The following is a 24,891-nucleotide window of genomic DNA, read 5'->3' as shown; positions in this document are numbered from 1 at the left end:
AGGCGCAGGACCCAAGGTGACGGCTGTGCTTGCGCCTGGCCGGGCCGGGGTCAGCCGCCGCACCCCAGTGGACTCGTGCTTGCGGCGGGGTCAGCCGGCTTGGGGCGGCGGCCACTTGCGGGTTGGGTGGGGGTCCTCGAGGGCTATGAATTCCGGGGCGGTGAGCGGGCGGACGGAGGCTTCGATCGACTCCATCGCGGTCAACTCCGCCTCGGTGACGTGGAGGTCGCGGAGTTTGCGGGCGGTGATGAACACCCGCCGCTCGAACGACCCGACCGTGCCGTTGTACGCCTCGACGGCGGAGGTCAGCGAACGGCCGACCCGGTTCAGGTGGTCGCCCATGGTGCTGAGGCGTTCGTACAGTTCGCGACCCAGCTCGAACACCTGCTGCGCGGACTCGGTCAGGGCGGACTGGTTCCACGCGTACGCCGCCGCGCGCAGGGTGGCGATGAGCGTGGTCGGCGTCGCCAGGATCACTCGGCGTTCGGCGGCGTATTCGAGCAAGGACGGCTCGACGTCGAGCGCCGCTGACAAGAACGACTCCCCAGGAACGAACAGGATGACGAACTCAGGTGACGGCGAGAGCCGGGTCCAGTAAGCCTTCGCCGCCAGCTGATCCACGTGGGTCCGCAGGTGCCGCGCGTGGGCACTCAACCGGTCCTCACGGAAGTCGGCGTCGTCCGACTCGGCTGCTTCCAGGAACGCAGACAGCGGGACCTTCGAGTCGACGACGAGATTCTTGCCCTCGGCAAGTCTCACCACCAGATCCGGCCGCAGCAGGCCGTCCTCGCCCACGGTCGTTGTCTGCTCAGTGAAGTCGCAATGCGCGACCATGCCGGCCAGCTCGACGGTACGGCGCAGATGCAGCTCACCCCAGCGCCCTCGCACTTGCGGCTTCCGCAAGGCAGTCGACAACGAAGCCGTCTCTCGCCGCAGTGCCTCGCCGCTCATCCGCACTTCGTTGACCTGTTGATGCAGCTGGCTCTGCCATGCCGCGCGCCCCTGCTCCAACTGGTTCAGCTGCGCGTGCAGGCGATCCAGCGCCTCCTTCACCACCGCCTGCCCCGACATCTGTTGCCCGACGGCGGTCCGCTCCTGCGTCAGCTCGACGACCCGATCCTCGGCCGCATCCCGCTCAGCCGTCACCCGGGCGAGCTGGGCGCCATCCCTCCCGCGCACGTAGAGCACACCGAACACAGCCCCGAGGAGCAACCCCACCACGAGGAACAGGAGCAGCAACAACACCGTCGTACCGGTCATGTGACAGATAGTGCCGAAGGCCACCGACAGTTTCTGCTGATTCGCCGCGGAGTGCCGGGAGAATGCCGGAAAAGTGCTCGAAGAGTGCCGTGTCTGTTCCGTCGCATCGATGAAGACTCGAAGTCAGCAGTCCATCGCGGGGAACGAGTAGCCCTGCGCCTTCAGAAGGGGGAGCACCTTGTCCAGAGCGGCGACCGTCTGCGAGCGATCCCCGCCGCCGTCGTGCAGCAGGATGATGTTGTGCCGGTGAGCGTGGGTCAGGATGTTCTGAACGATCGCCTGCGTGCCGGGCCGGGCCCAGTCGCGCGGATCGACGTCCCAGAGGACCTGCACCATACCGGCCGCTTCGATGTCGGCGCGGACCTTCGGATTCGTGGCGCCGTACGGCGGCCGGAAACAGGTCGACCGGGGTCCGTCGAAGATCTCGTGGTGCCGCTTGACGGCGGACACCGCGGTCAGCTGCGGATGGGTGATCGAGTGGCTGCCGATCGTGTTGCCGGCGGCAAGCACTTGTTCACGTAGACCGGGGTGGGCAGCCTCCATGCTGCCCAGCTCGAAGAAGGTCGCGTGGGCGCCGTGCTTGGCGAGCACCTGCAGGATCTTCGGCGTCCAGACCGGGTCCGGACCGTCGTCGAAGCTGAGGAACAGCACCTTCTTGTTGCCCGTGGCAAGCGCAGCGGTCGGGTTCGGAGCCGGCCGCAGCGGTGAGGTCGGCGCGTTGAGGGTCGGTGTTGTCGTCGGGGTCGCCGACGGCGTGACCGACGTGGACGTGGACGCGACAGCGGGCTTGGGCGGGTGCGACCTTCCCAGCGCGATGGCGATCAGCGAGCCGATGACGAGCATGGCCAGCGCCGTACCGGTCGCGACGAACGCAGCGAACCTACGGGACATGATTGCTCCCTTGCAGATCAGGCGGATGTACCCCGGTCGCTCCCCCGAAGGAGCCCTCACAGCTCAGGCCTCACGCTGCTGTGCCGGACATCTGAAGAGACGCGTCATCGCCTGATCTGGTTGGCGTTCTCGTGTTGCGGTGAGATCTCAGCTGTCGTGATGTCGGTCGCGCGCGGCGTCGCGACGGTGGCCGGTGCGCCGCGGTGGTAGAGCCTGCCCTCCAGCGACTTCACACTCGCGACCAGGACGAAGCTCATGCTCACCAGCAGCGCCCACGCGCCGAATTTCGCCGGATGCACGAGTCGCCAGACATCCACCTGGTCGGGGTAGTTCCACGCGTCCAGGAAGGTTCCGAAGTTCTCCGCGACCCACAGGAAGAACCCGATCAGTCCGAACGACACCGCGAGCGGCATCCGGTACCGCCGTTCGCCGACCGAATAGAAGACCCAGGTACGACGCAGTACGACGAGCAACCCGATCGCGATCGGAATCCGGAGGTCAACGATCCAATGATGAGTGAAGAAGTTCGCATAGATCAGCACCGCGAGGACGGTCGTCAGCACCGGCCGATAGCCGCTCACGCGCAGGTCGAACCGCCGCCACGCCTGGCAGATGTAGCTGCCGACCGCGGCGTACATGAACCCGGCGAACAGCGGTACCCCGCCGACCTTCGTGTAGGCCTCACCCGGGTACTGCCACGACCCGACCTGCACCTTGAACAACTCCAGCCCGAGCCCGACCAGGTGGAACCCGAAGATCACCGCGACCTCCCGCCAGGTCTCCAGCCGGACCAGCCAGAACAGCAGCGTCAGGCCGAGGCAGTACACGAGCAGGGCGTCGTACCGGGGGACCGGCAGGTCGACGTACTTGGAGACAGCGAGGCCGGCGAACAGGCAGACCGGAAACAGGCAGGAGACCGCCTCGAGCCAGCCGAACCGCAGGAATTGCAGGCAACCGGTCACGAAGCGTGTTCGAGGGGCGGTGCGAACTCTCCAACTGGTCACAGACTGGAGACGTCGCTTGCCCTCGGCTGGTTCGGACGGATACATCAACGGCAAGCGATGAGGAGGTGCCGCGATGGATCCGAAGGTGGTCTACGAGACGGAACGGCTCGTGGTGCGCGACTGGGTGGACACCGACGAGGATCGCGTGTTCGACATCTACCGGCGGTGGGAGGTGTCGCGCTGGCTCGGCGCCCAGCCTCGGGTGATGACGGCCCGGGACGCCGCGTCCCGGACGATCGAGCGCTGGCACGAGCGCAACCAGGATCCGCTGCACGGCGTCTGGGCGGTAGAGGAGCGGTCGACGGCCGTGGTGGCCGGGACTGTACTGCTCGTGCCGCTGCCCGATCCGTCCGACGGGACCGAGAGCAAGGGCGAAGTCGAGGTGGGCTGGCACTTCCACCCCGACGCGTGGGGTCGCGGCCTGGCGACGGAGGCTGCTCTCGGCGCGATCGCGCACGGCTTCAGGGGTGGTCTGGAACAGATCTACGCGGTAGTCCGTCCAGACAACGCCGCATCACTGGCGGTGTGCCGACGCCTGGGGATGCGTCCGCTGGGCCGGACCAGGCGCTGGTACGACGCGGAGCTGGAGGCGTTCCTGATCTGACCTCGGTACGACGATCCGCGGGGTGCCACTGCACGTCGTCGTACCGGTCGACGCCGTACGGCGGGATGCTCGTCGTACCGCGGATTGGGGTACGGCGGGGTTGGCCGCGTACCCTTGACGCCCGTGGCACTCACCATCGGAATCGTCGGGCTCCCCAACGCGGGCAAGTCCACCCTGTTCAACGCGCTGACCAAGAACAACGTGCTCGCCGCGAACTACCCATTCGCGACCATCGAGCCCAACGTCGGCGTGGTCGGCGTACCGGACGCGCGGCTGGGCAAGCTGGCCGAAGTGTTCAGCTCCGCCAAGGTGATCCCCGCCACCGTGCAGTTCGTCGACATCGCCGGGATCGTCCGCGGCGCGTCGGAGGGTGAGGGCCTGGGCAACAAGTTCCTCAGCCACATCCGCGAGTCGGACGCGATCTGCCAGGTCACCCGGGTCTTCCGCGACGACGATGTCACTCACGTCGACGGCAAGGTCTCGCCGGCCGACGACATCTCCACCATCCAGACCGAGCTGATCCTGGCCGACCTGCAGACCGTCGAGAAGGCGATCCCGCGGCTGGAGAAGGAAGCCCGGCTGAAGAAGGAGAGCGCGGTCGTGCTCGAGGCGGTCCGGGCCGCGCAGAAGCACCTCGAGGCCGGTACGCCGATCATCGCTACCGACGTGGACCGCGACGCGATCCGCGAACTGATGCTGATGACGGCCAAGCCGTACCTGTTTGTCTTCAACTGCGACGCCGACGAGCTGTCCGACGAGCCGCTGAAGCAGCAGATGCGTGATCTGGTCGCGCCGGCCGAGGCGATCTTCCTGGACGCGAAGTTCGAGGCGGAGCTGGTCGAGCTCGGCGACGAGGACGAGGCCCGCGAGATGCTCGCCGAGATGGGCATCGACGAGCCCGGCCTGGACGTTCTGGCCCGGGTCGGCTTCGAGACCCTCGGCCTGCAGACGTACCTCACGGCCGGCCCGAAGGAAGCCCGTGCCTGGACCATCAAGCGCGCCGCCACCGCCCCCGAGGCCGCCGGTGTCATCCACACCGACTTCCAGCGCGGCTTCATCAAGGCCGAAATCGTCTCGTACGAGGACCTGATCGCCGCCGGCTCCATGGCCGCCGCCCGCTCCGCCGGCAAGGTCCGCATGGAAGGCAAGGACTACACCATGCAAGACGGCGACGTCGTCGAATTCCGCTTCAACGTCTGAGGCGGCTGCTCCGTCGCAGGTCACGAGCCTGCTCCCTTCCCGTGGGGCACTGGCGGGCGGCTACGCCTCGTCCTCGTCCGGGCCGTCGTCGGCGACGAGCCCGAGGTCCCGAAGCTCCTGCTCTGACTTGCCCTTCAGCTTGGGCCCGAGCAGGGGTCGCCCGTCGTCATGCGGGTGCACCCCTGGGGGCTGCTTCGGCATGGGCTCCTCCCATCCTCGCCACATCGCCAGCAGGCGGATGGTGTACGCGACCACGAACGCGACGCCCGTACTGATCCAGTTGTTCAGACTGGCGGCGTCGCAGATGACCCAGACGAAGGCGGCGAGCAGGGCGGTGCCCACGTAGTACTCGCCTCGTACGAACAGTTTCGGTGGCACGCCGCTGGTGAGGTCGATGACGTACCGGCCCGCGGTGGCAGCGACGACGGCCAGCAGGAGCACACCGACGATCGTGTAGTCGCGGTATGCGAGGGTCGGCGGGCCAGGAGCGCGCCGTTGACGGCGCCGATCGTGGCCGCGATCAGATCGATGGTGGTGAAGTTGCCGGTCAGGCTCCAGTCGCCGAACCAGTCGACAGGCGAGTCAGCCAAGGGGGTCATCCGGCGCTCCTGTGCAGGGGGCCCGAGCCGGTCATGTGCGTTGTGTGACGAGCCCGGATAGATCCTCGCGGTCACGCGTGGTCATGGACCACTCCCACCGTCGAATCGAAACTGCCCGTGCCCCTCACCGACGCTAGCCCGATACCCGGTCTGGTCCATCACCCAATCTGGACGATTGCGCATCCGTCCCCTTGACGCATCAGGGTCAGGCCGCCGGTCACGGCGTCAAGGTCGCATTCGCGTCGCTACGCGGTCGAGCGAGCTCGAACGTTGACCCCACGCCCGCCGACCAGGTTGGGCAGCGTTCAGGGGGACGGGGCTGATGGCGTCGCGGAAGCCGCCTTGAGGCACGTTTGGCGCACGGGAGTCCGACGACCGGCGTCGAATTCCATTTCAGCACGCTGAGATTTGCTCAGGTGCCGCAATGCCCGTCAGCCATCACCTCGGCCGACGGGCCTTACGCGCTCGCGAATGCGGCATGCGGACATTTCAGGGAATCTCCGGCCGCAACTGTCATTACGTCAGTTTCAGATGACCCCGGTAGACGTAGGTAACTGGTTCTCCGATGATGTCCTTGAAGTCGAGCCGGCCGGTGGCGTCGTCGAAGCCGCCGGTGCCGCTGCCCGCAACGATCGGGTGTTGACAACGCCCGTGAATCTCCGTGAGATCGGGTGCAAATTTGGCTTCGAACCTGTAGGTAGTGGCGAAGGTTCCCTCGGGACCACCATTGAGTCTGCCGACGAAGACCTCTTCGCCGGTCTCCATGTAGGCGCCACTCGGCGTCTGCGTGGACTGGTCGACTCTGGTGTACAAGCAGCCGTCCAGGCTGCCTGTCATGTCGAGCCCTGGATAGCTGACAAACTCCTCGTACCCCGCGGGCGGGGCGGGACATGCTGCCGCGTCATATAACGCATCCCCCGAGACTTGATTCGTCGCCGCTTGAGCAGACACCGGGAGCGCAGTCAGTAGGCCCATCACCACCACGAACAGCAACGTAAGTCGTTGAATCTTCTTCTGCACGATCTTCCCCCATCTAGCCGGGCGAACTGAGTCGCCCGCCACATTTCAGCATTGTGCGGGAAACAGACCATGTCCACGGCCGCCAGCAGCAAAGACTCACTTGGATTCGAGGGAGAGTTCCGTTCGTAAGGGACATCAGGCCGGCTGGCCTACGGCGACGTGACCGAATTCCGCTTAACCGTTTGAACAGTCGGTGGGAAGGGAGTTAGTAGGAGTCGGCGACGTCGTCGAGTTCGCTTCAGCCCAACATCACCTCCGAAGACGGCCGAGGCAATACTCAGTCGGTCGCGATCTGATCCTGCGCGAGAAGGCGTTGGAGCGATTCGGGAACCGTCATGGCGGGGACTTCTGACTGCTTGTCCGAGATCGCGCGGCGCAGGAGTGGCACGTTGAGTCGAGTCCTGTCGATAGCGGCGATGGTCGCAGTGATCCGGGCGTCCTGCTGCCGGGCAATCATCGTGGCGAGTTGCACCTCGACCGGGACGCTCGGGACGGGATGTCCGTGGCAGTGCAGAGTTTCCCGTTCCTGCCACGCCAGCGGTGCGCGGGTCTCGATCATCAGCCCGGCTACGGCGGGCGCGTCGATATGTGCCAGTTCGACCTTGACGCCGTCGATGATCCATCGGCCGAAGGTCCACCGCTCCCCGGCGTCACCGAACTGAAGCGTCGGCTCTGCCGCTGTGCTGATCCAGGCAGACGGTTCGTCAGGCTCAGCTAGCTCCGGCGCGTCGGGCGTCGGCAGAACGGTCGCGGCGCGGGTGACGTCCTCGGCTGCGAGGACGGCGATGTCGATGTCGCCCGGAACGATCGCGGCACCGCGGAGCGCTGTCGCTGCGCTGCCGAGGAGCATCCACTCGATGTGGTTGCGGTTCAGTTGCTCGGCGACGGTGGCCAACGTCGTAGTCCATAGAGCGCCCATGTCTGCCGAAGTTAGCCGCCGCCACCGACAGCTAGCTGAGTGTCGCCACCCCGATCGCTGGCCGTTGCCTGGACTGGTGGGTTCGGGTAGCGTCTCGGGGGCGTGGTTGGGGCTGCGTCGAGACTCGCCGGAAGGCTGGAAGCCACCCCTGTTGGGCGGCGTTCCCTTGTGGCCTGTGCGAGTCCGGGCCCGAGAGGACGCGTTGTGAGACATCTGCCTGATAGCCCGAGCCTGGGGTTTCTCCGTAAAGAGGCCAAGGATCTGCTGGCCGCGCTCCGTGAGTCGAATCCGGAGGTATCGCTGGCCGAGGCGCAGCGGACGTTGGCGGTTGAGTACGGTCTGCGTGATTGGGCCGAGTTGAAGGCCGAGGTGGAACGCCGGATGCTCGAGGCGCCCGTCGTACCCGATGGGCTTGCCGAGGCGTTGGCGACCACCTTCGGGCTCGGTCGTGTCATCAAGGAGGCATCGCCGGTCTCGTTCACTCCGATGGGCCGGTGCTGGTCGATCACGACCGACGAGGGTCGCTGGCTGGCCGTCACCGTCTACCCGTGGATCACTGCGGACCAGGCCGAACTCGGTACTCGGCTTCGCGACGCAGCCGTTGCCGCCGGCGTGACCGCGCCGACTCCTGTGCGCAGCCCTGAAGGCCGCCTGATCGAAACCGTCCAGGAACAGAACTGGCGGGTGCATGAGTGGATCGAGGTCGGTCCGTCGCCGGTGGCGCCGACGCCGACAGCTGTGGCGCGCCGGGTCGGAGAGATCTTCGGGACGCTGCACTCGCTGGCCCTCCCGACCGACGTACCCATCCATCCGTACGTCATGATGCGGAAGTCCGAGGCCGAATGGGACGAGCTCCTTGGCCGAGCCCGGGCCGCCGGCAAGCCGTGGGCCGAGCAGCTCGCCGCCACCTTCCCGACGATTCGCGACCTGGACAGGATCAAGGCCGACTTCGACGGGGCCGAGTTCATTCTGTGCAACCAGGTCATCAACCCCGAGAACGTTCGCCTGAGCCACAACGACCAACTCGTCGTCACCGAATGGGACTTCGCCGGTTCGCTGACGCCCGAGTTCGAGGTCGCCTGGGCGCTCACTCACTGGGCCTTGCGTCCGGCCGTCAACCACGCGGCCGTCACGGCGTTCCGCGATGGGTACGTCGACACCGCGGGACGCTGGCCCGATCTCACCCTGTCGTCGTTCGGCACCGCGGTCACCGGCTGGCTCAACTGGACCTACAACTCCATCTGCGAATCGATCAGCCCAACCGACCCCGACCACGCCAACTTCGCCGAACGCGAATCCACCGACCTCCTCAAGCACCCCATGACCCCCGCGTCCCTCAACCAACTGCTGGCATGCGCTTCGGCGTGATCAGAGGGATCGAGCGCAGCGGGTGGCGCGTTGGGCGATGAGGTCGGTCAGGCGATCGGGAAGTGTGACTTCGAGGCTACGTACGGCGGGGTCCGCGGCTGCGGTGGCGAAAGCGTCCGGGGCGGTGGCGACGAGTCGTCCGGCGCGATCGCGGATCTCGGCCTCCGGTAGTTGCAGTTCGGTCGCGAGCCGGGCCCACGGCCTGCCCGCTGGGTTGACGACGTAGCCACTGCCGAACTTCATGGCCAAACGCAGCTTCTGTTCGGGAATCGAGTTGTATGGCAGCGCGGAGGCGACGTCGTAGAACGGAGCAAGCCTCACCTGGCCTCCGAGCAGGAGGAGCGAGTAGTTCTTGGCGTGGGCGTCAGTGCCGGCGATGATCCAGTTCCACACCAGTCCGTCGAGGAACGACAACGTTGCCTCTCGCGCCGCTGAGCGTGGCATGACTCGCTGGAACAGAGCAGCTATGTCTCGAGGCCCGGGCCCGCCTTCGTTCTGATACTTACGCACCGGATGGACTCCCAGTGCCTGGCACAGATCTTCCTGATGCACGCGAAGTTGCCGCCCGTCCCGCGAGAGGCGGTCGTACCGGGCGACGACGATCGCGCTCTGGTCCTCGAACCGCTCGACCCTGCTGCGGACCGCTAACAGTCCGGCGGCACGCATCGCTGACAGGCAGAGGTGTTCGTTGAGGTCGTGGATGTCCAGACCTTCGATGGCGGGCTTCACGATGTGAGTGGTTGCCGTCGGCCCCTGCGGATCACCCCACCGATCTCCGTCCCGGAGAAGTGCGGTCTTGGCCTGAGCCCCAGCCAGGCTGAACCGCCCGGCATGGTCTGCGCCGAGCCACGTGGTGTGGTCCCGCTTGAGATCACGCAGCCGCTGCGCGATCTGCGCCTCGGTCAGCCATTCGACGTCGCTCAGGCCGGAGTCATCCTCCGCCGGCAGGCGCTCCGCTGGGATCAGCCGTACGGCGCCCGGGCAGTCCTCACCGACCGGCGTCGCCAACAGAGCGAAGGCCGAGCCGGCCGAGACGTGGAACTCGCGCGACCATCGATTCAGTACGGCGTCGTTGTCCGGCAGCAAACCCCACAGCCAGGGGTTGATCCGGCTGTCGGTGTGCGAGGTCACCTGGGTCGGCATGGACACCGAGATCGGTGTGGCCGCGCTGCCCTTCGCGACGTACGCCGCGTCGTACTGGAAGGCCAGCTTGCCGTTCGAGAGTCGGGCCACGGTTCCCGCGACTTCGTCGCCGAGCAGCAGGCTGAGCTCAGTCGCGGTCATTCTGCTCCCCGGTTGTACTCCTCCATCAGGGAGTCGAGATCCAGCTCCGTCGCTGCGCCCGCGACAGGTTCCCCTGGAGCGCTCACATCCACGATGAGATCGAGCGTCAGGAGGACCGAGAGAACACGGCCGAGTTCGACTGTCGGCTTGCCGTTCTCGAACTCGGCAAGCCAGACCCTCGACACACCTGCTGCTTCGGCCACTTTGGTCTGCGACAGGCGGAGGGCGCGGCGGCGGCCTCGTGCCACGGCGCCCAGGTCGCCGGGGGTTCGGATGTCCACCTGCCACCTCCTCAGAGCCGCATTTCCACATATGTAAGCGTACGGCGACAGAACCGAAATGCAAACGTACGCTGGCATTCTCCAGATGTCAACGTACGCTGGCAAAATCCGTGGCGGCTGTCGGGCCTGGCCGCATACGGTCGGGGGATGGTTGACGCATTGTTTGGGGTTGCGCGGTTGGCGGGGGTTTATGACGCGCTGGATCCGGGGCGGCGGGAGGATCTGGAGCATTACGTCGCGATGGTGGAGGAGTTCGGGGCGGGGCGGGTGCTGGATGTGGGGTGTGGGACGGGGGAGTTGGCCTGTTGGCTGGGGCGGCTCGGGGTTGAGGTGGTCGGGGTGGATCCGGCGGAGGCCTCGCTGGAGGTTGCTAAGGGCAAGGAGTTTGCCGAGCGGGTGCGGTGGATTCACGGGGATGCGACCACGTTGCCGCCGCTCGAGGTCGATCTGGCGGTGATGACGGGGAACGTCGCGCAGGTGTTCCTCACCGATGAGGAGTGGGCGGGGACGCTGCGCGGTGTCCGGGGTGCGTTGCGGCCGGGTGGGCGGTTCGTCTTCGAGACGCGGGATCCTGCGCGGCGGGGGTGGGAGGAGTGGACACGGGAGGACACCCACCAGGTGACGCCGGTGGCGGGAGGCGAGACGGTCGAGAGTTGGTCTGACCTGACCAGCGTCGAGTTGCCGTTCGTGTCGTTCCGCGGTACCTACGTGTTTTCGTCGGACGGCGCTGTGCTGACGTCGGATTCGACGTTGCGGTTTCGGGAGCGCGTGGAGATCGAGGAGTCGCTGCGGACCGCTGGATTCGCGGTGGACGACGTACGGGAAGCGCCGGATCGGCCCGGGAAGGAATTCGTGTTCGTCGCTAGCCGGGCGGACTAGGCACGGCGCCTCACTCCGCGGTGAGCAGGGCCGTCAGGGTGTGGTGGGCGGTGCGGGACATGACGGGGTTGGTTTCGACGTAGTACCAGAGGCAGCCGATCGCCTGGGCGAAGGACCAGCCCATGCCGCGGCGCCATTCGTTGTCGTCGCTGCCGATCGCCGTACGGAACGCGGCCCGGGCAGCGGTGTCGAGGAGGTTCCAGGCCGGGGCGAGGTCGATGGCCGGGTCCGCGACGGTGAAGGTGCCGACGTCGATGACGCCGACGAGCCGGCGGTTCTCGGCGAGCAGGTTGCCGGGCATCAGGTCGCGATGCGCCCAGACGTCCGGTTCGGTCCGCGGGGTGGTGCGCAGGTCGGCCCAGAGCCGGGCGAGGGCGTCGACGTCGATCATCCCGCGGCTGCGTTCGAGCCCGTCGGCGACGTAGTCGTCGTGCGTTGTGAGTACACCGCCACGCCACGAGCCGGTGAACACGCGACCCTCGGTCGGCACGGCACGCAGCGCGTGCACGAACGTCGCGAGGTCCTCGGCGAACCCGGTCGAGCCGGCGACATCGGCGTCGTACGCGATGGTCCCCGGGAGCCAGCTGTAGACGGCCCAGGGCAGTGGGTACCCCTCGCCGGGTTCGCCGATCTCGATCGGTTCGGGTGTCGGGTACGGCGAGATGGCGTGGAGCCGGCGTGCGGCGTCGGCTTCCGCCTCGAGGTCTTTGCGCACCTCGGCCGGGTCGCCGGGCTCGATCGGGAGCCGCGCGACCAGGTCGTCGCCGATCCGGAACAGCGCGTTCACCGTGCCGTGCGAGGTGACGGGGTTGATGGTCAGGCCGCTCCACGCCGGGAACTGTGACCGGACGAGCCGTGTCACCAGATCCGTCGTCACGTCCAGCTGTCCAGGATGCATCGGCACGCCCAGCAGTATCCGCGAGCCGCCTGCCCCACCGCACGTCAATTACCTGGCTAGTGGGTTGCGAGGGGTTTGGCGCGGTCGGTGGCGAGGCGGACGGCGAAGGCGGCGAGAGCGGTGCCGGTGAGGTAGCGGTGGATGCGCATCCAGGTCGGGCGGCGGGCCAGGAAGACGGCGACCGAACCGGCGGTGATGACGAAGATCGCGTTCACCGCGACACCGACGGCGAGCTGGACCAGGCCGAGGATCAGGCTCTGGGTGCCGAGGTGCCCGCGCGACGGGTCGAGGAACTGGGGGAGCAGGGAGATGTAGAGAATGGCGATCTTCGGGTTGAGCAGGCAGGTGAGCAGACCCATGCCGAACAGCTTCCGCGGCCGGTCGGGCTCCAGCTCCTGGGTCGCGAAGACCGAGCTACCGCCGGGGCGGAAGGCGTTCCAGGCGAGCCAGAGCAGGTACGCCGCGCCGGCCAGCTTCAGCGTCAGGTAGATCTCGGGGACGAGCGCGAACAAGGTGGCGAGTCCGGCGCTGGCGGCCAGGAGATAGACCAGGAAGCCGACGCCGACGCCGGCCAGCGAGACGAGTCCGGCCCGGCGGCCCTGGGCGACCGACCGCGAGACCAGGTAGATCATGTTCGGCCCGGGAATGATCACCAATCCGAGTTCGACCAGCGCGATTCCGAGCATTGCCTCACCACTGACCAGCACCTGCATCCCCTTTCGTCTGCTCGAACCTAACAATCTCCGTCGCTGCCGGGCGGGGATTTTCTCAGGCTGAGACGGCGCGCGGTACGTTGCCGGGATGAGCGACCAGACGTGCATGCGCTGCGGTGAGCAGGTGGAGTCGAGTCGCGACGACTACGAGGTGTTCGAGCGGATGCACTGGGACTGCTTCCACTACGCCTACGAACACGATCTCAACGGCGAGGTCCCCGAGTCCACCGACTGCGGCATGCCGGGCTGCCCGTCCGGCGCCGGCTAACGAGCCTGTGACCGGGCCGGCATGTATCTGAACGCGATAGCCGTTGCCACACAGAACAGCACGGCCGCGATCAGCAAGCCGAGCGAGTAGCCCGACGTCGGTCCACTCGAACTGTTGTGCAACGCCACCGTCGACAGAACTGCGAGCCCGATCGATCCGCCGAGCTGCCGTGAGCTGTTGACCAGGCCGGACGCCATTCCTGCCTCGGTCGGAAGTACGCCGCTGGTCGCCGCGAGTGCCACCGGCTGCCAGGCGCGCCGGGCAGCCGGTGGTACGCCGTACCGGGATCAGGTGTTCGCGTCGATCGATGCCGAGCGGTACCCGAGGCTGGCGTCCGTGGCGGACGAGTGGGTGGAACTGGCCGGGCAGGACACGTATCGCGAGGGTTTGGAAGCGCTGGTGGCCGGGCTGCTCCCGCCGAGGTGACGGGCCCCGGTGGTAATCCATTCGCGGGTGGGTGACACAGTTGGTTAGCTTGGGTGTGTACGCCTGACGGTTTGAAGGAGACGGTATGAGCGACAAGTCCAGCGAGCCGGCGGACGATCTGCAGAAGAAGTTCCGTGAAGCCCTCGAGAAGAAGAACGCTCATCACAACGCGCACCCGGGGTCCGGGACGCGGCGTGAGGGCGTCGGCGAGGCGCACAACGACAAGCAGAAGCGCCAGTTCCGGCGCAAGTCCGGCAGCTGATTCCGCCAACTGTCCATCCATCCGCCTGAGCCCCGGGTTGCCGCCCGGGGCTCGACCTTTTCCAGCGCCAGGCCGCGGGGTCAGCCGCCGTCCTGGTTGTCAGCCTCGGTCGGTTGCGGGGTCGGGCTGCTGAGCGTTGAGTAGTCCGGCCAGTCGGCCAAGCTCCGGCTCCCAGCCAAGCCGGTGGTTGGCCGCGTCCTCGTCGGTCTCGAAGCCGGTGTGGGTGAGGAGCATGCGAGTGCCCTCGGGTACTTCGGCCAGCTCCACCTGGACCCGGGTCGGCTCGTCGGCGGTGCCGTCCCAGCGCCAGCTGAAGGCGAGCCGGTACGGCGGTTCGACCTCGAGGTACGTGCCTCGGACAATGTGTGGACCCATCTCGACCACGTAATCACCGCCGACCCGGACGTCCGCCTGGACCTTCAGCTCCAGATCCGGGTTCGGGCAGTACCACTGGGTCAGCAGCTCCACCCGCGTCCACGCGTCGTACACCTTCCGAATGGTTGCCGGTAGCACCCGTTCGATCCGGATGTCAGGTCCCATCCCCGCCTCCTCGCAGCAGCTCTTCCAACCGGTCGACTGTGCTGTTCCAGTACGCCGTGAGGTCGCCGAGCCAGTCCTCGACCTCGGTGAACGCCTCGGGCCGGATCGTGCACACGACCGTCCGGCCCACCTTGCGCCGGGTCACCAGCCCGGCATCCACCAGCACCCCGACGTGCTTCGTCATCGCGGGCAGCGTGATCCGGTGCGGCTCGGCGAGCTCGCCCATGGTCGCGTCACCCCGGCTGAGCCGGCCCACGATCGCCAGCCGGGTCGGATCCGCCAGCGCCCCGAAGGTCGTCGTCAGCACGACAACACTTCACCAACTGGTGAAGTATCTGTCAAGGTCTCACAGCAGGTCGGCGAGGAACCGGGCGGCCCGGGCGGCACCGTCAGCAGCCACGGCGCGGTAGTCGGGCGAGGTGGTGATTGCTTTGGCGATGGTCTCGGCCAGCACCATCGGGTCGGCGGCTTCGCCGTACGTGAGGCGGTGGCCGGCGTTGTAGCGGTCCAGCCGCGCGGCGACGTGGAAGTTCTGCTCGAAGTGGTGCTGCAGCGGCACGTAGATGAATGGCACCCGGGCCGCGGTGAGTTCCATGCAGGTGGTGAGCCCGCCCTGAGTGATCGCGAGGTCCGCCGCGGCCAGGTGCCGGTGCAGGTCGGGGAGATAGCCCCGCAGCGTCACGCCAGGGGTGGACTGGAACGAGGCGGGATCGATCCGCGGGCCGGTCACGACGACGAAGGTCAGGTCAGGGACCAAGCGTCGCGCTAGCGGCACGGCGTCGAGAACCCTTTGCAGCAAGGAGGATCCGACGCCGGAGCCGCCGACCGTCACCACGCAGAGCAGGCCGTCGGCCGGATAGCCGAGCTCCGTCCGGTCCACTCGTGACGGGACGAAACCGGTGACGTAGCCGGCGAAGTCGAAGTTGCGTTCGGTCCAGTCGCGGATCGTCGGCAGCCCCGGACCGAAGGAGGCATCGACGATGTCGTCCGGGTCGCCGACGAAGACCGACCGGTCCCGCAGCCGGGCGAACCGGGCCCGCTGCTCGATCATCTCGGCGTTGTAGTCCGCCGTCAGCCGCGCCTCGCGGGAGCCGCCGTCCGGCATCGGCAGCCAGCCGACGAAGTCCGTCATCCAGGCGTACGCGAACCGCTTCAGCTCCGGGTTCTCGTGCAGGAAGTAGTCCACGTCCCACGCCTCGTCCCCGATCACCAGGTCGTACGGCCGCTCGGCCACGACATCGGCGAAGGTGAGGAAGTTCGCCACCAGGATCTCGTCCATCCGCCGGATCGCCTGGAACGCGTGCAGGTCGTGCTCACCCGCCTCGAACTCGATGTGCTTCGACTCGTTGCACAGGTACGACGACGCCGGATGGACCGTCTCACCGGCGTCCTCGAGCACCCGCGTCACCGGGTGCTGTGCCAGCCAGTCGATCTCCAGGTCCGGGTGGTGCGTCCGTAGTTCGCGTGCGATCGCCAGATCCCGGCGGGCGTGGCCGAGTCCGATCGGCGACGACAGGTAGAGCGCTCGTTTCGGCCGGCTCATCGCCCGTACCCAGGTACGCCGTACCGGCCGCGGAACGACCCGGTCGACGAAGTCGCGGAGCAGGTGGTTCACCATGACCGGGTCGCGGGCGTGTGGCGCATGTCCGCCGCCCTCCACCGTCACCAGCGACCCTCCGGTGGCCTCTGCGAGCAGCGCACCCTCGAGATGCGGCCGGATGCCGTCCTGCGCGCCGTGGATCACCAGCAGCGGACACGACACCTGGGTGAGCCGCTCCGGCGGCAGGTGGGCTCCCCGGGCGACCTCTGTTTCCACCAGCCGCTCGGGACCGATCTCCCGGCCCCAGTCGATGCAGTCCTCGATCTGCTTGGTGGAGTGCGGTTCGTTGAAGAGGTGCTCGAAGAAGAACTCGAGGAAGTCGTCGTACCCGCCTTCGAGCCAGTAGTGGCGGTTGAACTTCGCCCAGCCCTCAGAGCTGTCGTGGCGCTCGTTGAACGTCCACTGCGTGCGCTCCTCCAGCTTCGGCGCCAGCCTGGTGGCCGGACCGATGCACACGATGCCCAGCACGCGCTCCGGCTGCTCCAACGCCAACTGCAACGCCCACGGGCAGCCACGTGAGAACCCGACCAGCACGCAGGACTCGGTCTCGGTCGCGTCCAGTACGGCGAGCGCGTCCGCGACGAACTCGGAGTCGCTGTAGGCCTCCGCACCCACTGGTCGGTCGGAGCGCCCGGAGCCGCGGCCGTCGAAGGTGATCACCCGGTAGTGCCTGGAAAGGTAAGGGACCTGCGCCTTCCACATGCGGGACGGCACGATCGACCACGTCGGCAGCAACAGGACCGTCGGCCCTTCGGTGCCGTGTACGGCGTAGTCGATCGTCACCCCGTCGCGCTCGACCGTCCCCTGCAGGTCAGGTGCCAGCGCAGGTCTCTCCGTCATCTCCCTGTCCCCCTCGACCCTGTCCCCCCGGACCTCAATGTGTCAGGGCCGTACCTCGAACACCAGGTTGAACGGCGTCTCCGCGACCGTGCGGAACCTGGTGAACCCGGCTGCTGTGGTGACGTCCCGGATTCGTGCCGGACCGGCCTGGGTGCCCAGTGCGAGGCCGACCGGTTGGGAGAGAGATCCCGGCGTACAGAGCAGGGTCGAGAAGCCGTAGTACGCACGGCCGACCGGGTTCAGGTTGTCCTCGACCTTGTCGCCGGCCATCGGCTCCACCAGCATCCAGGTGCCGTCCGGTGCGAGTGCCTCCCGGACGTGGCGGGCAGCGCCGACCGGGTCACCCATGTCGTGCAGCGCGTCGAAGGTCGTCACCAGGTCGTATTTGGACCCGCTGAACCCAGCAGCCGGCGCCACCTCGAAGCGGATCCGTTCACCGAGTCCTGCCTCGGCTGCACGCAGTCGAGCGGTCTCGATCGACTCCTGGTGGTAGTCCGAGCCGACGAACTCGGACCGCGGGAACGCCTCCGCCATCAGGATCGTGGACGCGCCGTGACCGCACCCGATGTCTGCCACCGTCGCACCGCGCTCCAGCTTCTCCACCACGCCGTCGAGTGCCGGCAGCCAACTGGGGAGCAGGTTCGCGTTGTACGACGGCCGGAAGAACCGCTCACACCCGACGTGGACGTCGGAGGTGTGCTCGTGCCACCCGATCCCTGCGCCGCTCCTGGCCGCCTCGATTGTCTCGGAGGTGTGATGCACCGTGCCAAGTGCGATCTGGAAGAAGCCTGGCAGGTACGCCGGACTGCTCGAGTCGGTCAGCGCCACGATCTGCTCCGGCGGCAACGTGTATTGGCCGTTGCTCGGGTCGTACTCGACGTACCCGCCCGCAGCCTGGGCGTTCAGCCACTCACGCGTGTAGTGCTCACTGGTGTTGGTGCGCTCGGCGAGCTCTCCTGGTGTCGCAGGCCCGTCGTCGGCGAGTGCTTGGTAGTAGCCGAGTCGATCACCCATCACCACCAGCGCCGCGTTCAGCGTCGCTCCCACTTCGTCCACGGCCTTGAAGACCAGCCCCATCAGTTTGTCGCTGTCGATCGCAACAGTCATGTCATCCGCCCCCTTGCTAGATCAGTACGGCGAACCTAGGCAGGGCGGCCGGGCCGTCGCATCAGGTGCCCCACCTGGTGCACACTGCGAGACATGCTGGTGGGGCGGGACACCGAACGTCGGGTCATCGAGCAGTTGGTCGCGGGGGCGCGGGTGGGTGCGGCCGGAGTGCTGCTCGTCACCGGTGAACCCGGCATCGGCAAGACCACCCTGCTCGACGAGGCCGCCACCCTGACCACGGGCCTGCGCCTGCTGCGAGCCCGCGGCACCGAAGCAGAACGAGACGTCCCCTTCGGAGCCCTCCACCAACTCCTGCGACCCGCCCTGGCCGACCTCGGTCGCATCCCGCACCCTCAGCAGGCGGCCCTGTCTGCCGCGCTGGCACTCAGCCCGGGGGAGAGCACAGCGGACAGATTCGCTGTGGGTGCTGCGACGCTCAGCCTGATCTGCCGGTACGCCGAGGAGGCGCCGGTCGCGGTGATCGTCGACGACGCGCACCTGCTCGACCGTCCGTCGGCGGAGGCGCTGCTGTTCGCGGCCCGGCGATTCCTCGCGGATCCGATCGTCCTGCTGATCGCCGCCCGACAGCACGAGTCTCATCCACTCGCCGAAGCCGACCTGCCCTCCCTCTCGCTCGGTGGAGTGCCGCTGGAGGCGGCGCAGCAGTTGGTTCATGGGCTGCCGGTGGACCTGGTAGCCCGGCTGCACCGGACTGTGGCCGGGAACCCGTTGGCTCTGCTGGAGCTGGCCGGCAGTCCTGACGAGCTTCAGAGGCTTCCACCCGGGGTGCCTCTGCCTGTCCCCGCATTGCTCGCAGACGCCTTTACCAAAAGGGCAAACCGGCTCAGCCCGGCCGCACGTACCGCACTGCTCGTAGCGGCTGTCGACGACGGTGAGCTTGGCGTGGTGGTCAGGGCGTGCAAGGACTTGAGCGTCGACGTCGCAGCGTTGGCTGAGGCGGAGTCGGCTGCTCTGGTGGCGATCCGTGAGGGTCGAGTCGAGTTTCGCCATCCACTGGTCCGGTCGGCGATCTACACGAGTGCTGACCCGGCTGAGCGTCGTACGGTGCACCTGGCGGTGGCGGCAGCCACGCAAGACGAAGACAGACGTGCGTGGCATCTGTCCGAGACGGTGCTTGGCACTGACGACGAGGTAGCGGCCAGGCTGGACGTCGCAGCAGGTCACGCAGCCGGTCGTGGAGCGCACTCCGTCGCGGCGACTGCCTATGAACGGGCGGCCCGACTGACTGAAGCGCCGCAGGACCGCGCACCGAGGTTGGTCGCGGCAGGCGAGGCAGCGTGGTCGGCAGGGCTGCCAGAGCGGGCTGACGCCTTGCTCGACGAAGCGTTGGCGCTGCAGCCGCCGTCGACCACCAAGATCCGGGCACAGGAGATCCGGGCAGACATAGCGGTCAAGTGCGGCTCACCGGCCCAAGCACGCGACATCCTGATCGAAGCCGCCTCGGAGTGCGAGGACGCGGCCATAGCCACCGGACTGCTCGCCGACGCGGTCAGTGCGTGCTATCGCCTGTGCGACACCGCGTGCGCACTCAAGGCAGCGGAAGGCATCGACCGACTGTTACCTGCTGTCGATCGCCCGGGTCCACGCATCATCGGCATGATGGCCAGCGGTGTCGCCAAGATCCTCGCCGGGCAAGGCGGGACCGACCAGATCCGCCAGGCGATCGCCTTGGCGCCATCGGACGAGCTGGACCGCGACCGCCGCCGGCAGGTGTGGATGGCGATCGCACCGCTGTTCCTCCGAGAGAGCGGCACGGGCAGAGCCCTGCTGCAGCAGGCGATGCTCGAGCGGCGTGACCAGGTCGCGTTGGGCGCTCTGCCCGGCTTGCTGTTCGTGCTGGCCCGGGACGACGCCACTACTGATCGCTGGGCGGACGCGGCGACGTCGTACGACGAAGGGATCCGGCTGGCGCGGGAGACAGGTCAGACGGCCGAGCTGGCAATGAATCTGGCCGGTCAAGCCTGGCTGGCAGCTCACCAAGGCCATCAGGAGTGCCAAGACCTTGCGGCTGAGGCTCTGCGGATCTGCACAGAGCGCGGGATCCAGTTGGGCACGGTGTGGTCGTTGTTCGCGCTCGGCGACTACGAGCTGGGCCGTGGTGATCCAGCGGCCGCGCTGCCGCAGTACGAGCGGCTGTTCGACGTACTGGCGTCCAACGGGCTCAAGGACCCTGACTTGTCACCGGCGCCGGAGTTGGTGGAGGCGTACCTGCGGCTGGGACGGTCCGACGACGCGGAGTCGGTGGCACGGGAGTACGTCGTACAGGCTCAAGCCAAGGGGCAGCCGTGGTCGCTGGCGCGGGCGTCTCGGGTGAGGGGAGTGGTGGACGAGAGCGAGGAGGGGTTCGAGAAGGCGCTGGGGTGGCATGCGGAGACGCTGGACGTGTTCGAGCGGGCTCGGACGCGGCTGGCGTACGGCGCCTGGTTACGACGGACGCGGAGGCGTGTGGACGCGCGGGCGCAGCTACGGCTTGCAGTTGAAGCGTTTGATGAGCTGGGAGCCGCTGGGTGGGCCGACCAAGCGGCGAGTGAGCTGAAGGCGACGGGGGAGACCGCACGGCGCCGAGTGCCGAGTACGGCGGACGAGTTGACCCCACAGGAACGGCAGATCGCCTTGCTGCTCGCGGACGGGCAGAGCATCCGCGCGGCCGCGGCCAGGCTGTTCCTCAGCCCGAAGACCGTCGAGTACCACCTCCGCAAGGTCTACGCGAAGCTCGGCATTCACTCACGGACCGAGCTCGCCCAGCACTTAGCGGCGCCGTCACAGCACGCACAGCACGCACAGCCGACGGACCCTGAACATCCGCTGAACCACCGCTGAACCACCGCTGAACCACCGCTGAATCACCGCTGAATCACATCGATGGGATTGCGGCGTTTTTGGCTTTCAATGGCATCCTGTTCGGGATGACAGAGTTGATGGAGGCTGCACGGCAGCTGCTCAGTGTGGCGATGGCCTCGCATTGGCTGCTGCTGGTCCTGTTCCTGGCCGCCGCGATCGACGCTGTCTTCCCGGTGATCCCCAGTGAGGGCCTGGTCGTCACGGCCGGTATGGCCGCCGCCGCAGGGCACCAGAACCTGCTCCTCGTCATCGTGCTGGCGATGCTCGGCTCCGTCATCGGCGAAACCGTCTGCTACTTCATGGGCCGCGGTTCCGGGCCGGCGCTGCACCGCTGGATGAAGCGTCAGGAGCGCAGACAGGCGGTCTACGACAAAGTGTCGGCCGCGCTGCATTCTCGCGGCGGGCTGATCCTGATGACGGTCCGCTACATCCCGGGCGCGCGGATGGTCGCCACCCTGACCGCGGGCGCGACCCGGTACTCGTTCAAGAAGTTCTTCGTCTTCACCTTCGCCGGCGTCACGGTCGCCTACACGTACGTCGCTCTGCTCGGTTACCTCGGCGGTGACGCGTTCGCGCACGACTCGCTGAAGGCGCTGGCGTTCAGCCTGAGCCTGGCGTTCGTGATCGGCCTGGTGATCGAGACCTCGCGCCGGATCGCCGTCAGGCGCCGCGCGGCCAAGATCACCGCCGGGTAACGATCGCCTGGCGGGTTTCCCCGCGAAGGCGTGTCCCGGACCAACTCAACCGGTCCCGCATGCGTCAGTAGACACGTGGTGAGGCCTGGGGCGAACCTCCTCGGTGCCGCTGCGGTGGTGGCGGCGCTGCTTGTCGGATGTGCCGACGTGCCGCTGGAAGGCGCACCGTCCCCGTCGAGTACGCCGACCAAGCCCCGCCCAACCCCGAGGCCCAGCGCCACCCCCAGCACCCCGCACAGCCCCAGCCTGCCGCCCACTCCGCCCACTCCGACCGCGAAGCCGAGCACGAAGGGCGAGAAGGCCGCGGCGCCCGTCACGCGGAGCTTCCCGGCACGGCTGGCGGACGGGAAGCCGCCGTTGTTCGTGGTCGTCTCGTTCGACGGCGCCGGTGATCTTGCCCTCTGGGCTCGCTGGCGGGCGGTCGCCAAGCAGGCCGACGCTCGGATGACGTTCTTCCTGTCCGGCCCGTACCTTTACCCGTCCGCACGCCGGACCGACTACAAACCGCCGTACAAGAAGCCCGGCGCGTCCGACATCGGCTGGGGTGGTGACCCGGGCGCGATCGAGGCGCGGACCGCCGTACTCCGGCAGGCGATCGCCGAAGGCCACGAGATCGGCACCCACGCGAACGGTCACTTCTGCGGCCAGACCGGCGTCGGGCGGTGGACCACAGCGCAATGGACCGCGGAACTGCAGTCGTTCGACCAGATGGTGCGGACCGGTCCGACGCTCGCGGCCGGCAAGCCCGTGGCGGCTCCGTTCGACCCGGCGACGGTGAAGGGGATGCGGACGCCGTGCCTCGAAGGCAATCGACCGGCGTACCGGCAGGCGATGGTGCAGCGCGGGATGCTGTACGACGCTTCCGAGCCGGGAGTGATCGCCTGGCCGACGAAGTCCGGCGGTCTGTGGAACTTCCCGCTGCAGTCGGTCGAGTTGGCGGGGACCGGCAAGAGCACGCTGACAATGGACTACAACCTGTGGTTCACCCAGACGGGCGCTCGCACCGCGCCGATCGCGCAGGCGCCGGTGCTGAAGGCACAGGTGCTCGCGACGTACCGCCAAGCGCTCGCGAAGTCCCGGGCGAACGGGAACCCGCCGCTGTTCCTCGGCAACCACTTCAACCGCTGGAACAACAGCGTCTACTCCGACGCCCTCACGAGCTTCGTCGCGGAGACCTGCAAACAACCGGACGTCCGGTGCGTCAGCAACATGGAGCTGGTCAGCTGGCTGACCAAGTACCGCGGGTGACGGGTACCGAAGGACAGGAGGTATCGGCCTCAGACAAGGTGACCGCGCCGGTTTGACGCGCGGATCATGTCGGCGGCGACTGATACCTCCTGTCCTTCGGTCCCATCCGACCGACGCTAGGTGCCAGCGAAGGCTCTAGCTCACAGGCGGAGGTAGCCGTAGGCGCTCTGCCAGGTGCCGCCGTCCTTGATCCGGCCGACCACCAGCCGCTGCAGCGTGGTGTCCTGCGGCAACTCGTCCAGCCGCTCCAGATCGTGCGTACGGAAGGTGAAGAAGATCGCGCCGTCCTGGCTGTCGTTCGGTACGCCGTACGGCGTGAAGCGGCGGCCGAACCGGACCATGTTCGACTCCGGCGGAAGGTTGTCGAGCAGGTACGGATCGATCAGCCAGGACCACAGGTTCGCCGTCTTCACCGGGAACTCCGGGAAGTATCGGGGGAAGAACTCCCGCGCCTGCGCGAAGCTGTCGTCGACCAGCTCGGGCGTCAGCGGACCGGTCTCCGGGATGTGGACGCCGATGAGCCACTCTCCCGGCTCGGTCCCGGGCACGGGCTTGTCGGCCGGTGGCTGGTGGAGCAGGAACTGCAGCCGGCCGAGCGCGTAGATCTGGCCGGTCCAGTGCACTGTCATCCACCAATGCGTTTGCAGGCCGTACTCACCGAAGGTCCGGCGATGCACTTTGAGTTGCTGCCCGAGATCGGCGAGGGAGGCCCAGCTGATCTCGTCCGGGATGCCTCGCTCGGCGTGGAAGCGCCGTATGTCCGGCAACGTGTCGAGGAAGGCCTGGACCGAGTTGCGCGGGTCCTCGGGCATCCGGAGCTGCGGTTCGCTGCCGAGCTTGCCGATCGCCGCCCGCAGTTGGTCGGCCAGATCCTTGACGACGACCGGGTCCGCCTCGAAGGCCTCGGTAGCGTCACGGTCCTCGTCGCTGAACCCCAGCAGGCGGTATTCCTCGGCAGTCGTCACTCGCCAACGGTATCCGATCCGGGCCAGCCAGAGACTTACCGCTCCTCGGCCAACCCGAGGTAGAGGATGGTGGGATCGGCCGGGCTGAAGGCCAGCGACGGGATGCCGTCGTTGCGGTTGTGCTGTTTGGTCAGCTCGCCGGTCGACGGGCGGAAGCGGTAGAGGTCGGCGCCGTAGTTGGCGAACGACGTTCCGTAGCTGAAGTAGAGCAGATCCGGGTCGACCGGGCTGGCCCACATCTTGTTGCCGTTGATCAGCGTCGCCCGGCTCTGGTCCAGCACCGGCTCGAACTTCAGCCCGCCGTCCGCCGACTCCCAGATGAACCGGGTCGAGCGGTCCCGGTCGTACCCCTCCATCCAGACCTTCGACGGATCGGCCGGCGAGATGGCCAGGCTGAACGCGTTCACCCGGCTGACCGGCTTCGACCGGATCCAGCTCCGGCCGCCGTCGTCGGTGACGTAGACGCCGTCCGACATCACCCCGATGACGATGTGGTCGTGATTGCGCGGATCGACCACGGCGTCGTACAGGAACAGATCCCGCGCCGCCGGTACGCCGATGGGCTGCCAGCTGAGCCCGTCGTCGTACGAGTCGTAGAGCTGACCGTCACCCGCGACCACGCGCAGCCTGCCCGGGGCGGCGACGAGCGCGGCCAGTCCGCTGCCGTTCACCGGTCCTTGCACGGTGGTGACGACGCTGCCCTTCACCCGGTGGATCGGCTGGTCGTTCACGCTGTAGATGTACGCCGTATCGCCCGGACCTGGCTGGACGTCGTACGCGCTCAGGTCGTCCGGCGCCTTGTCGAGCAACTGCCAACTGCAGCCGGCGTCGCTCGACCGCTGGATCGACTGGCGGCCGATCGTGATCAGGGTGTTCGGCTCCTCGAGGGCCGCGACCTTCGCGTACGTGACCGCCTGCAGCTTCTCGGTCGTCGGCGCAAGCGTCGCGCCGTCCGTCTCGGTGATCGTCACCGACCCATCGCCGTACACGGTGTCGCAGTGCGGCCGGTTCCAGAACCAGCCAGGGTTCGCCAGCTGTGGCAGGACGAGCAGGTGGCGAGGGCTGAGGTGAACATGGTCAAGATGTACGTGCCGGTTGCCGTGCCGGGCCAGCACTCTCCGTGGCGGACCTACGACATGACGCGAAGCAGCCATATCG

General features: G+C 67.5%; 26 protein-coding genes. 10 read left to right on the top strand and 16 right to left on the bottom strand.

Features of this window, described 5'->3' with window-relative positions:
- Window positions 1-90: 90 nt before the first annotated feature.
- From EV652_RS07285 to EV652_RS07275, 3 genes are all read right to left on the bottom strand, one after another.
- Complete coding sequence (locus EV652_RS07285) at window positions 91-1,260, bottom strand: DNA recombination protein RmuC (RefSeq protein ID WP_132208210.1); 1,170 nt, start codon at window positions 1,258-1,260, stop codon at window positions 91-93.
- A gap of 123 nt (window positions 1,261-1,383) precedes the next feature.
- Window positions 1,384-2,151, bottom strand: coding sequence for a polysaccharide deacetylase family protein (locus EV652_RS07280; RefSeq protein ID WP_132208209.1), 768 nt, complete (start codon window positions 2,149-2,151; stop codon window positions 1,384-1,386).
- A 104-nt stretch (window positions 2,152-2,255) separates the two neighbouring features.
- Window positions 2,256-3,113 carry a DUF817 domain-containing protein gene (locus tag EV652_RS07275; protein ID WP_132208208.1) on the bottom strand — a complete coding sequence of 286 codons (858 nt, stop codon included), beginning with the start codon at window positions 3,111-3,113 and terminating at the stop codon, window positions 2,256-2,258.
- A gap of 115 nt (window positions 3,114-3,228) precedes the next feature.
- On the opposite strand from EV652_RS07275, the gene EV652_RS07270 reads away from it, so the two are divergent.
- Both EV652_RS07270 and ychF read left to right on the top strand, forming a co-directional pair.
- Window positions 3,229-3,759, top strand: a complete 531-nt coding sequence (locus EV652_RS07270) for a GNAT family N-acetyltransferase (RefSeq protein WP_132208207.1) — start codon at window positions 3,229-3,231, stop codon at window positions 3,757-3,759.
- Window positions 3,760-3,882: 123 nt separating this feature from the next.
- A complete protein-coding gene (gene ychF, locus EV652_RS07265; RefSeq protein WP_132208206.1) occupies window positions 3,883-4,959 on the top strand; it encodes a redox-regulated ATPase YchF in 1,077 nt (358 codons plus the stop codon).
- Window positions 4,960-5,019: 60 nt separating this feature from the next.
- On the opposite strand, the gene EV652_RS07260 is transcribed toward ychF, so the two are convergent.
- The 3 genes from EV652_RS07260 to EV652_RS07250 form a co-directional block, all read right to left on the bottom strand.
- On the bottom strand, window positions 5,020-5,400 hold the full coding sequence (locus tag EV652_RS07260) for a hypothetical protein (protein WP_199238052.1): 381 nt from the start codon (window positions 5,398-5,400) through the stop codon (window positions 5,020-5,022).
- A gap of 674 nt (window positions 5,401-6,074) precedes the next feature.
- Window positions 6,075-6,578: a hypothetical protein gene (locus EV652_RS07255; protein WP_132208205.1), complete on the bottom strand. Its 504-nt coding sequence runs from the start codon at window positions 6,576-6,578 to the stop codon at window positions 6,075-6,077.
- Window positions 6,579-6,855: 277 nt separating this feature from the next.
- Entirely contained in the window at window positions 6,856-7,497 is a 642-nt protein-coding gene (locus tag EV652_RS07250; protein WP_132208204.1) for a hypothetical protein, read from the bottom strand.
- A 204-nt stretch (window positions 7,498-7,701) separates the two neighbouring features.
- On the opposite strand from EV652_RS07250, the gene EV652_RS07245 reads away from it, so the two are divergent.
- Window positions 7,702-8,865, top strand: a complete 1,164-nt coding sequence (locus EV652_RS07245; protein WP_132208203.1) for a phosphotransferase enzyme family protein — start codon at window positions 7,702-7,704, stop codon at window positions 8,863-8,865.
- Here EV652_RS07245 and EV652_RS07240 read toward each other — a convergent pair whose 3' ends face one another.
- Both EV652_RS07240 and EV652_RS43955 read right to left on the bottom strand, forming a co-directional pair.
- The gene (locus EV652_RS07240; RefSeq protein WP_132208202.1) at window positions 8,866-10,149 is read right to left on the bottom strand and encodes a type II toxin-antitoxin system HipA family toxin; all 1,284 of its coding nucleotides are present in this window, start codon (window positions 10,147-10,149) and stop codon (window positions 8,866-8,868) included.
- Window positions 10,146-10,430, bottom strand: coding sequence for a helix-turn-helix domain-containing protein (locus EV652_RS43955; protein ID WP_158441107.1), 285 nt, complete (start codon window positions 10,428-10,430; stop codon window positions 10,146-10,148). The genes EV652_RS07240 and EV652_RS43955 overlap by 4 nt, the downstream gene beginning before the upstream one ends.
- Window positions 10,431-10,577: 147 nt before the next feature.
- Between EV652_RS43955 and EV652_RS07230 the strand changes: the two genes are divergently transcribed.
- The gene (locus EV652_RS07230; protein WP_132208200.1) at window positions 10,578-11,309 is read left to right on the top strand and encodes a class I SAM-dependent methyltransferase; all 732 of its coding nucleotides are present in this window, start codon (window positions 10,578-10,580) and stop codon (window positions 11,307-11,309) included.
- Window positions 11,310-11,319: 10 nt separating this feature from the next.
- Here EV652_RS07230 and EV652_RS07225 read toward each other — a convergent pair whose 3' ends face one another.
- Together EV652_RS07225 and EV652_RS07220 are read right to left on the bottom strand one after the other, a co-directional pair.
- Window positions 11,320-12,207, bottom strand: a complete 888-nt coding sequence (locus EV652_RS07225) for an aminoglycoside phosphotransferase family protein (protein ID WP_242001646.1) — start codon at window positions 12,205-12,207, stop codon at window positions 11,320-11,322.
- Window positions 12,208-12,263: 56 nt separating this feature from the next.
- Window positions 12,264-12,914 (bottom strand): LysE family translocator, encoded by a 651-nt coding sequence (locus tag EV652_RS07220; RefSeq protein ID WP_199238051.1) that lies wholly within the window; start codon window positions 12,912-12,914, stop codon window positions 12,264-12,266.
- Between the two features lie 94 nt (window positions 12,915-13,008).
- On the opposite strand from EV652_RS07220, the gene EV652_RS07215 reads away from it, so the two are divergent.
- The 3 genes from EV652_RS07215 to EV652_RS43950 all read left to right on the top strand — a co-directional run bounded on the left by EV652_RS07215 (window position 13,009) and on the right by EV652_RS43950 (window position 13,876).
- Entirely contained in the window at window positions 13,009-13,188 is a 180-nt protein-coding gene (locus tag EV652_RS07215) for a hypothetical protein (protein ID WP_132208198.1), read from the top strand.
- Between the two features lie 177 nt (window positions 13,189-13,365).
- Entirely contained in the window at window positions 13,366-13,614 is a 249-nt protein-coding gene (locus EV652_RS07210) for a hypothetical protein (protein ID WP_132208197.1), read from the top strand.
- An 85-nt stretch (window positions 13,615-13,699) separates the two neighbouring features.
- Window positions 13,700-13,876 carry a DUF5302 domain-containing protein gene (locus EV652_RS43950; RefSeq protein WP_158441106.1) on the top strand — a complete coding sequence of 59 codons (177 nt, stop codon included), beginning with the start codon at window positions 13,700-13,702 and terminating at the stop codon, window positions 13,874-13,876.
- A gap of 99 nt (window positions 13,877-13,975) precedes the next feature.
- Here the strand turns inward: EV652_RS43950 and EV652_RS07205 are convergent, their stop codons facing one another.
- Genes EV652_RS07205 through EV652_RS07190 form a run of 4 tightly spaced genes read right to left on the bottom strand, consistent with a single transcriptional unit; the run spans window position 13,976 to window position 17,963 of the window.
- Complete coding sequence (locus tag EV652_RS07205; protein ID WP_132208196.1) at window positions 13,976-14,416, bottom strand: SRPBCC family protein; 441 nt, start codon at window positions 14,414-14,416, stop codon at window positions 13,976-13,978.
- Complete coding sequence (locus EV652_RS07200) at window positions 14,406-14,723, bottom strand: ArsR/SmtB family transcription factor (protein ID WP_132208195.1); 318 nt, start codon at window positions 14,721-14,723, stop codon at window positions 14,406-14,408. Before EV652_RS07200 ends, EV652_RS07205 begins: the two co-directional genes overlap by 11 nt.
- A 39-nt stretch (window positions 14,724-14,762) precedes the next feature.
- Complete coding sequence (locus EV652_RS07195) at window positions 14,763-16,856, bottom strand: alpha/beta fold hydrolase (RefSeq protein ID WP_132208194.1); 2,094 nt, start codon at window positions 16,854-16,856, stop codon at window positions 14,763-14,765.
- Window positions 16,857-16,898: 42 nt separating this feature from the next.
- Window positions 16,899-17,963: a class I SAM-dependent methyltransferase gene (locus EV652_RS07190; protein ID WP_132208193.1), complete on the bottom strand. Its 1,065-nt coding sequence runs from the start codon at window positions 17,961-17,963 to the stop codon at window positions 16,899-16,901.
- Between the two features lie 93 nt (window positions 17,964-18,056).
- Here EV652_RS07190 and EV652_RS45985 point away from each other — a divergent pair, with 93 nt between their 5' ends.
- From EV652_RS45985 to EV652_RS07175, 3 genes are all read left to right on the top strand, one after another.
- Entirely contained in the window at window positions 18,057-20,804 is a 2,748-nt protein-coding gene (locus EV652_RS45985; RefSeq protein WP_132208192.1) for a helix-turn-helix transcriptional regulator, read from the top strand.
- 86 nt (window positions 20,805-20,890) lie between these two features.
- Window positions 20,891-21,520 (top strand): DedA family protein, encoded by a 630-nt coding sequence (locus EV652_RS07180; protein ID WP_132208191.1) that lies wholly within the window; start codon window positions 20,891-20,893, stop codon window positions 21,518-21,520.
- 75 nt (window positions 21,521-21,595) lie between these two features.
- A complete protein-coding gene (locus tag EV652_RS07175; RefSeq protein ID WP_132208190.1) occupies window positions 21,596-22,768 on the top strand; it encodes a polysaccharide deacetylase family protein in 1,173 nt (390 codons plus the stop codon).
- Between the two features lie 140 nt (window positions 22,769-22,908).
- Here the strand turns inward: EV652_RS07175 and EV652_RS07170 are convergent, their stop codons facing one another.
- On the bottom strand, window positions 22,909-23,733 hold the full coding sequence (locus EV652_RS07170; protein WP_132208189.1) for an acyltransferase domain-containing protein: 825 nt from the start codon (window positions 23,731-23,733) through the stop codon (window positions 22,909-22,911).
- A 35-nt stretch (window positions 23,734-23,768) separates the two neighbouring features.
- Window positions 23,769-24,887 carry a WD40/YVTN/BNR-like repeat-containing protein gene (locus EV652_RS07165; RefSeq protein ID WP_132208188.1) on the bottom strand — a complete coding sequence of 373 codons (1,119 nt, stop codon included), beginning with the start codon at window positions 24,885-24,887 and terminating at the stop codon, window positions 23,769-23,771.
- Window positions 24,888-24,891 lie beyond the last annotated feature (4 nt).

Origin of the sequence: Kribbella steppae (assembly GCF_004342025.1) — a bacterium.
GTDB lineage: Bacteria > Actinomycetota > Actinomycetes > Propionibacteriales > Kribbellaceae > Kribbella > Kribbella steppae.
Note: the sequence above shows the minus strand (reverse complement) of the source record. Positions and strands in the feature narration are given on the sequence as shown.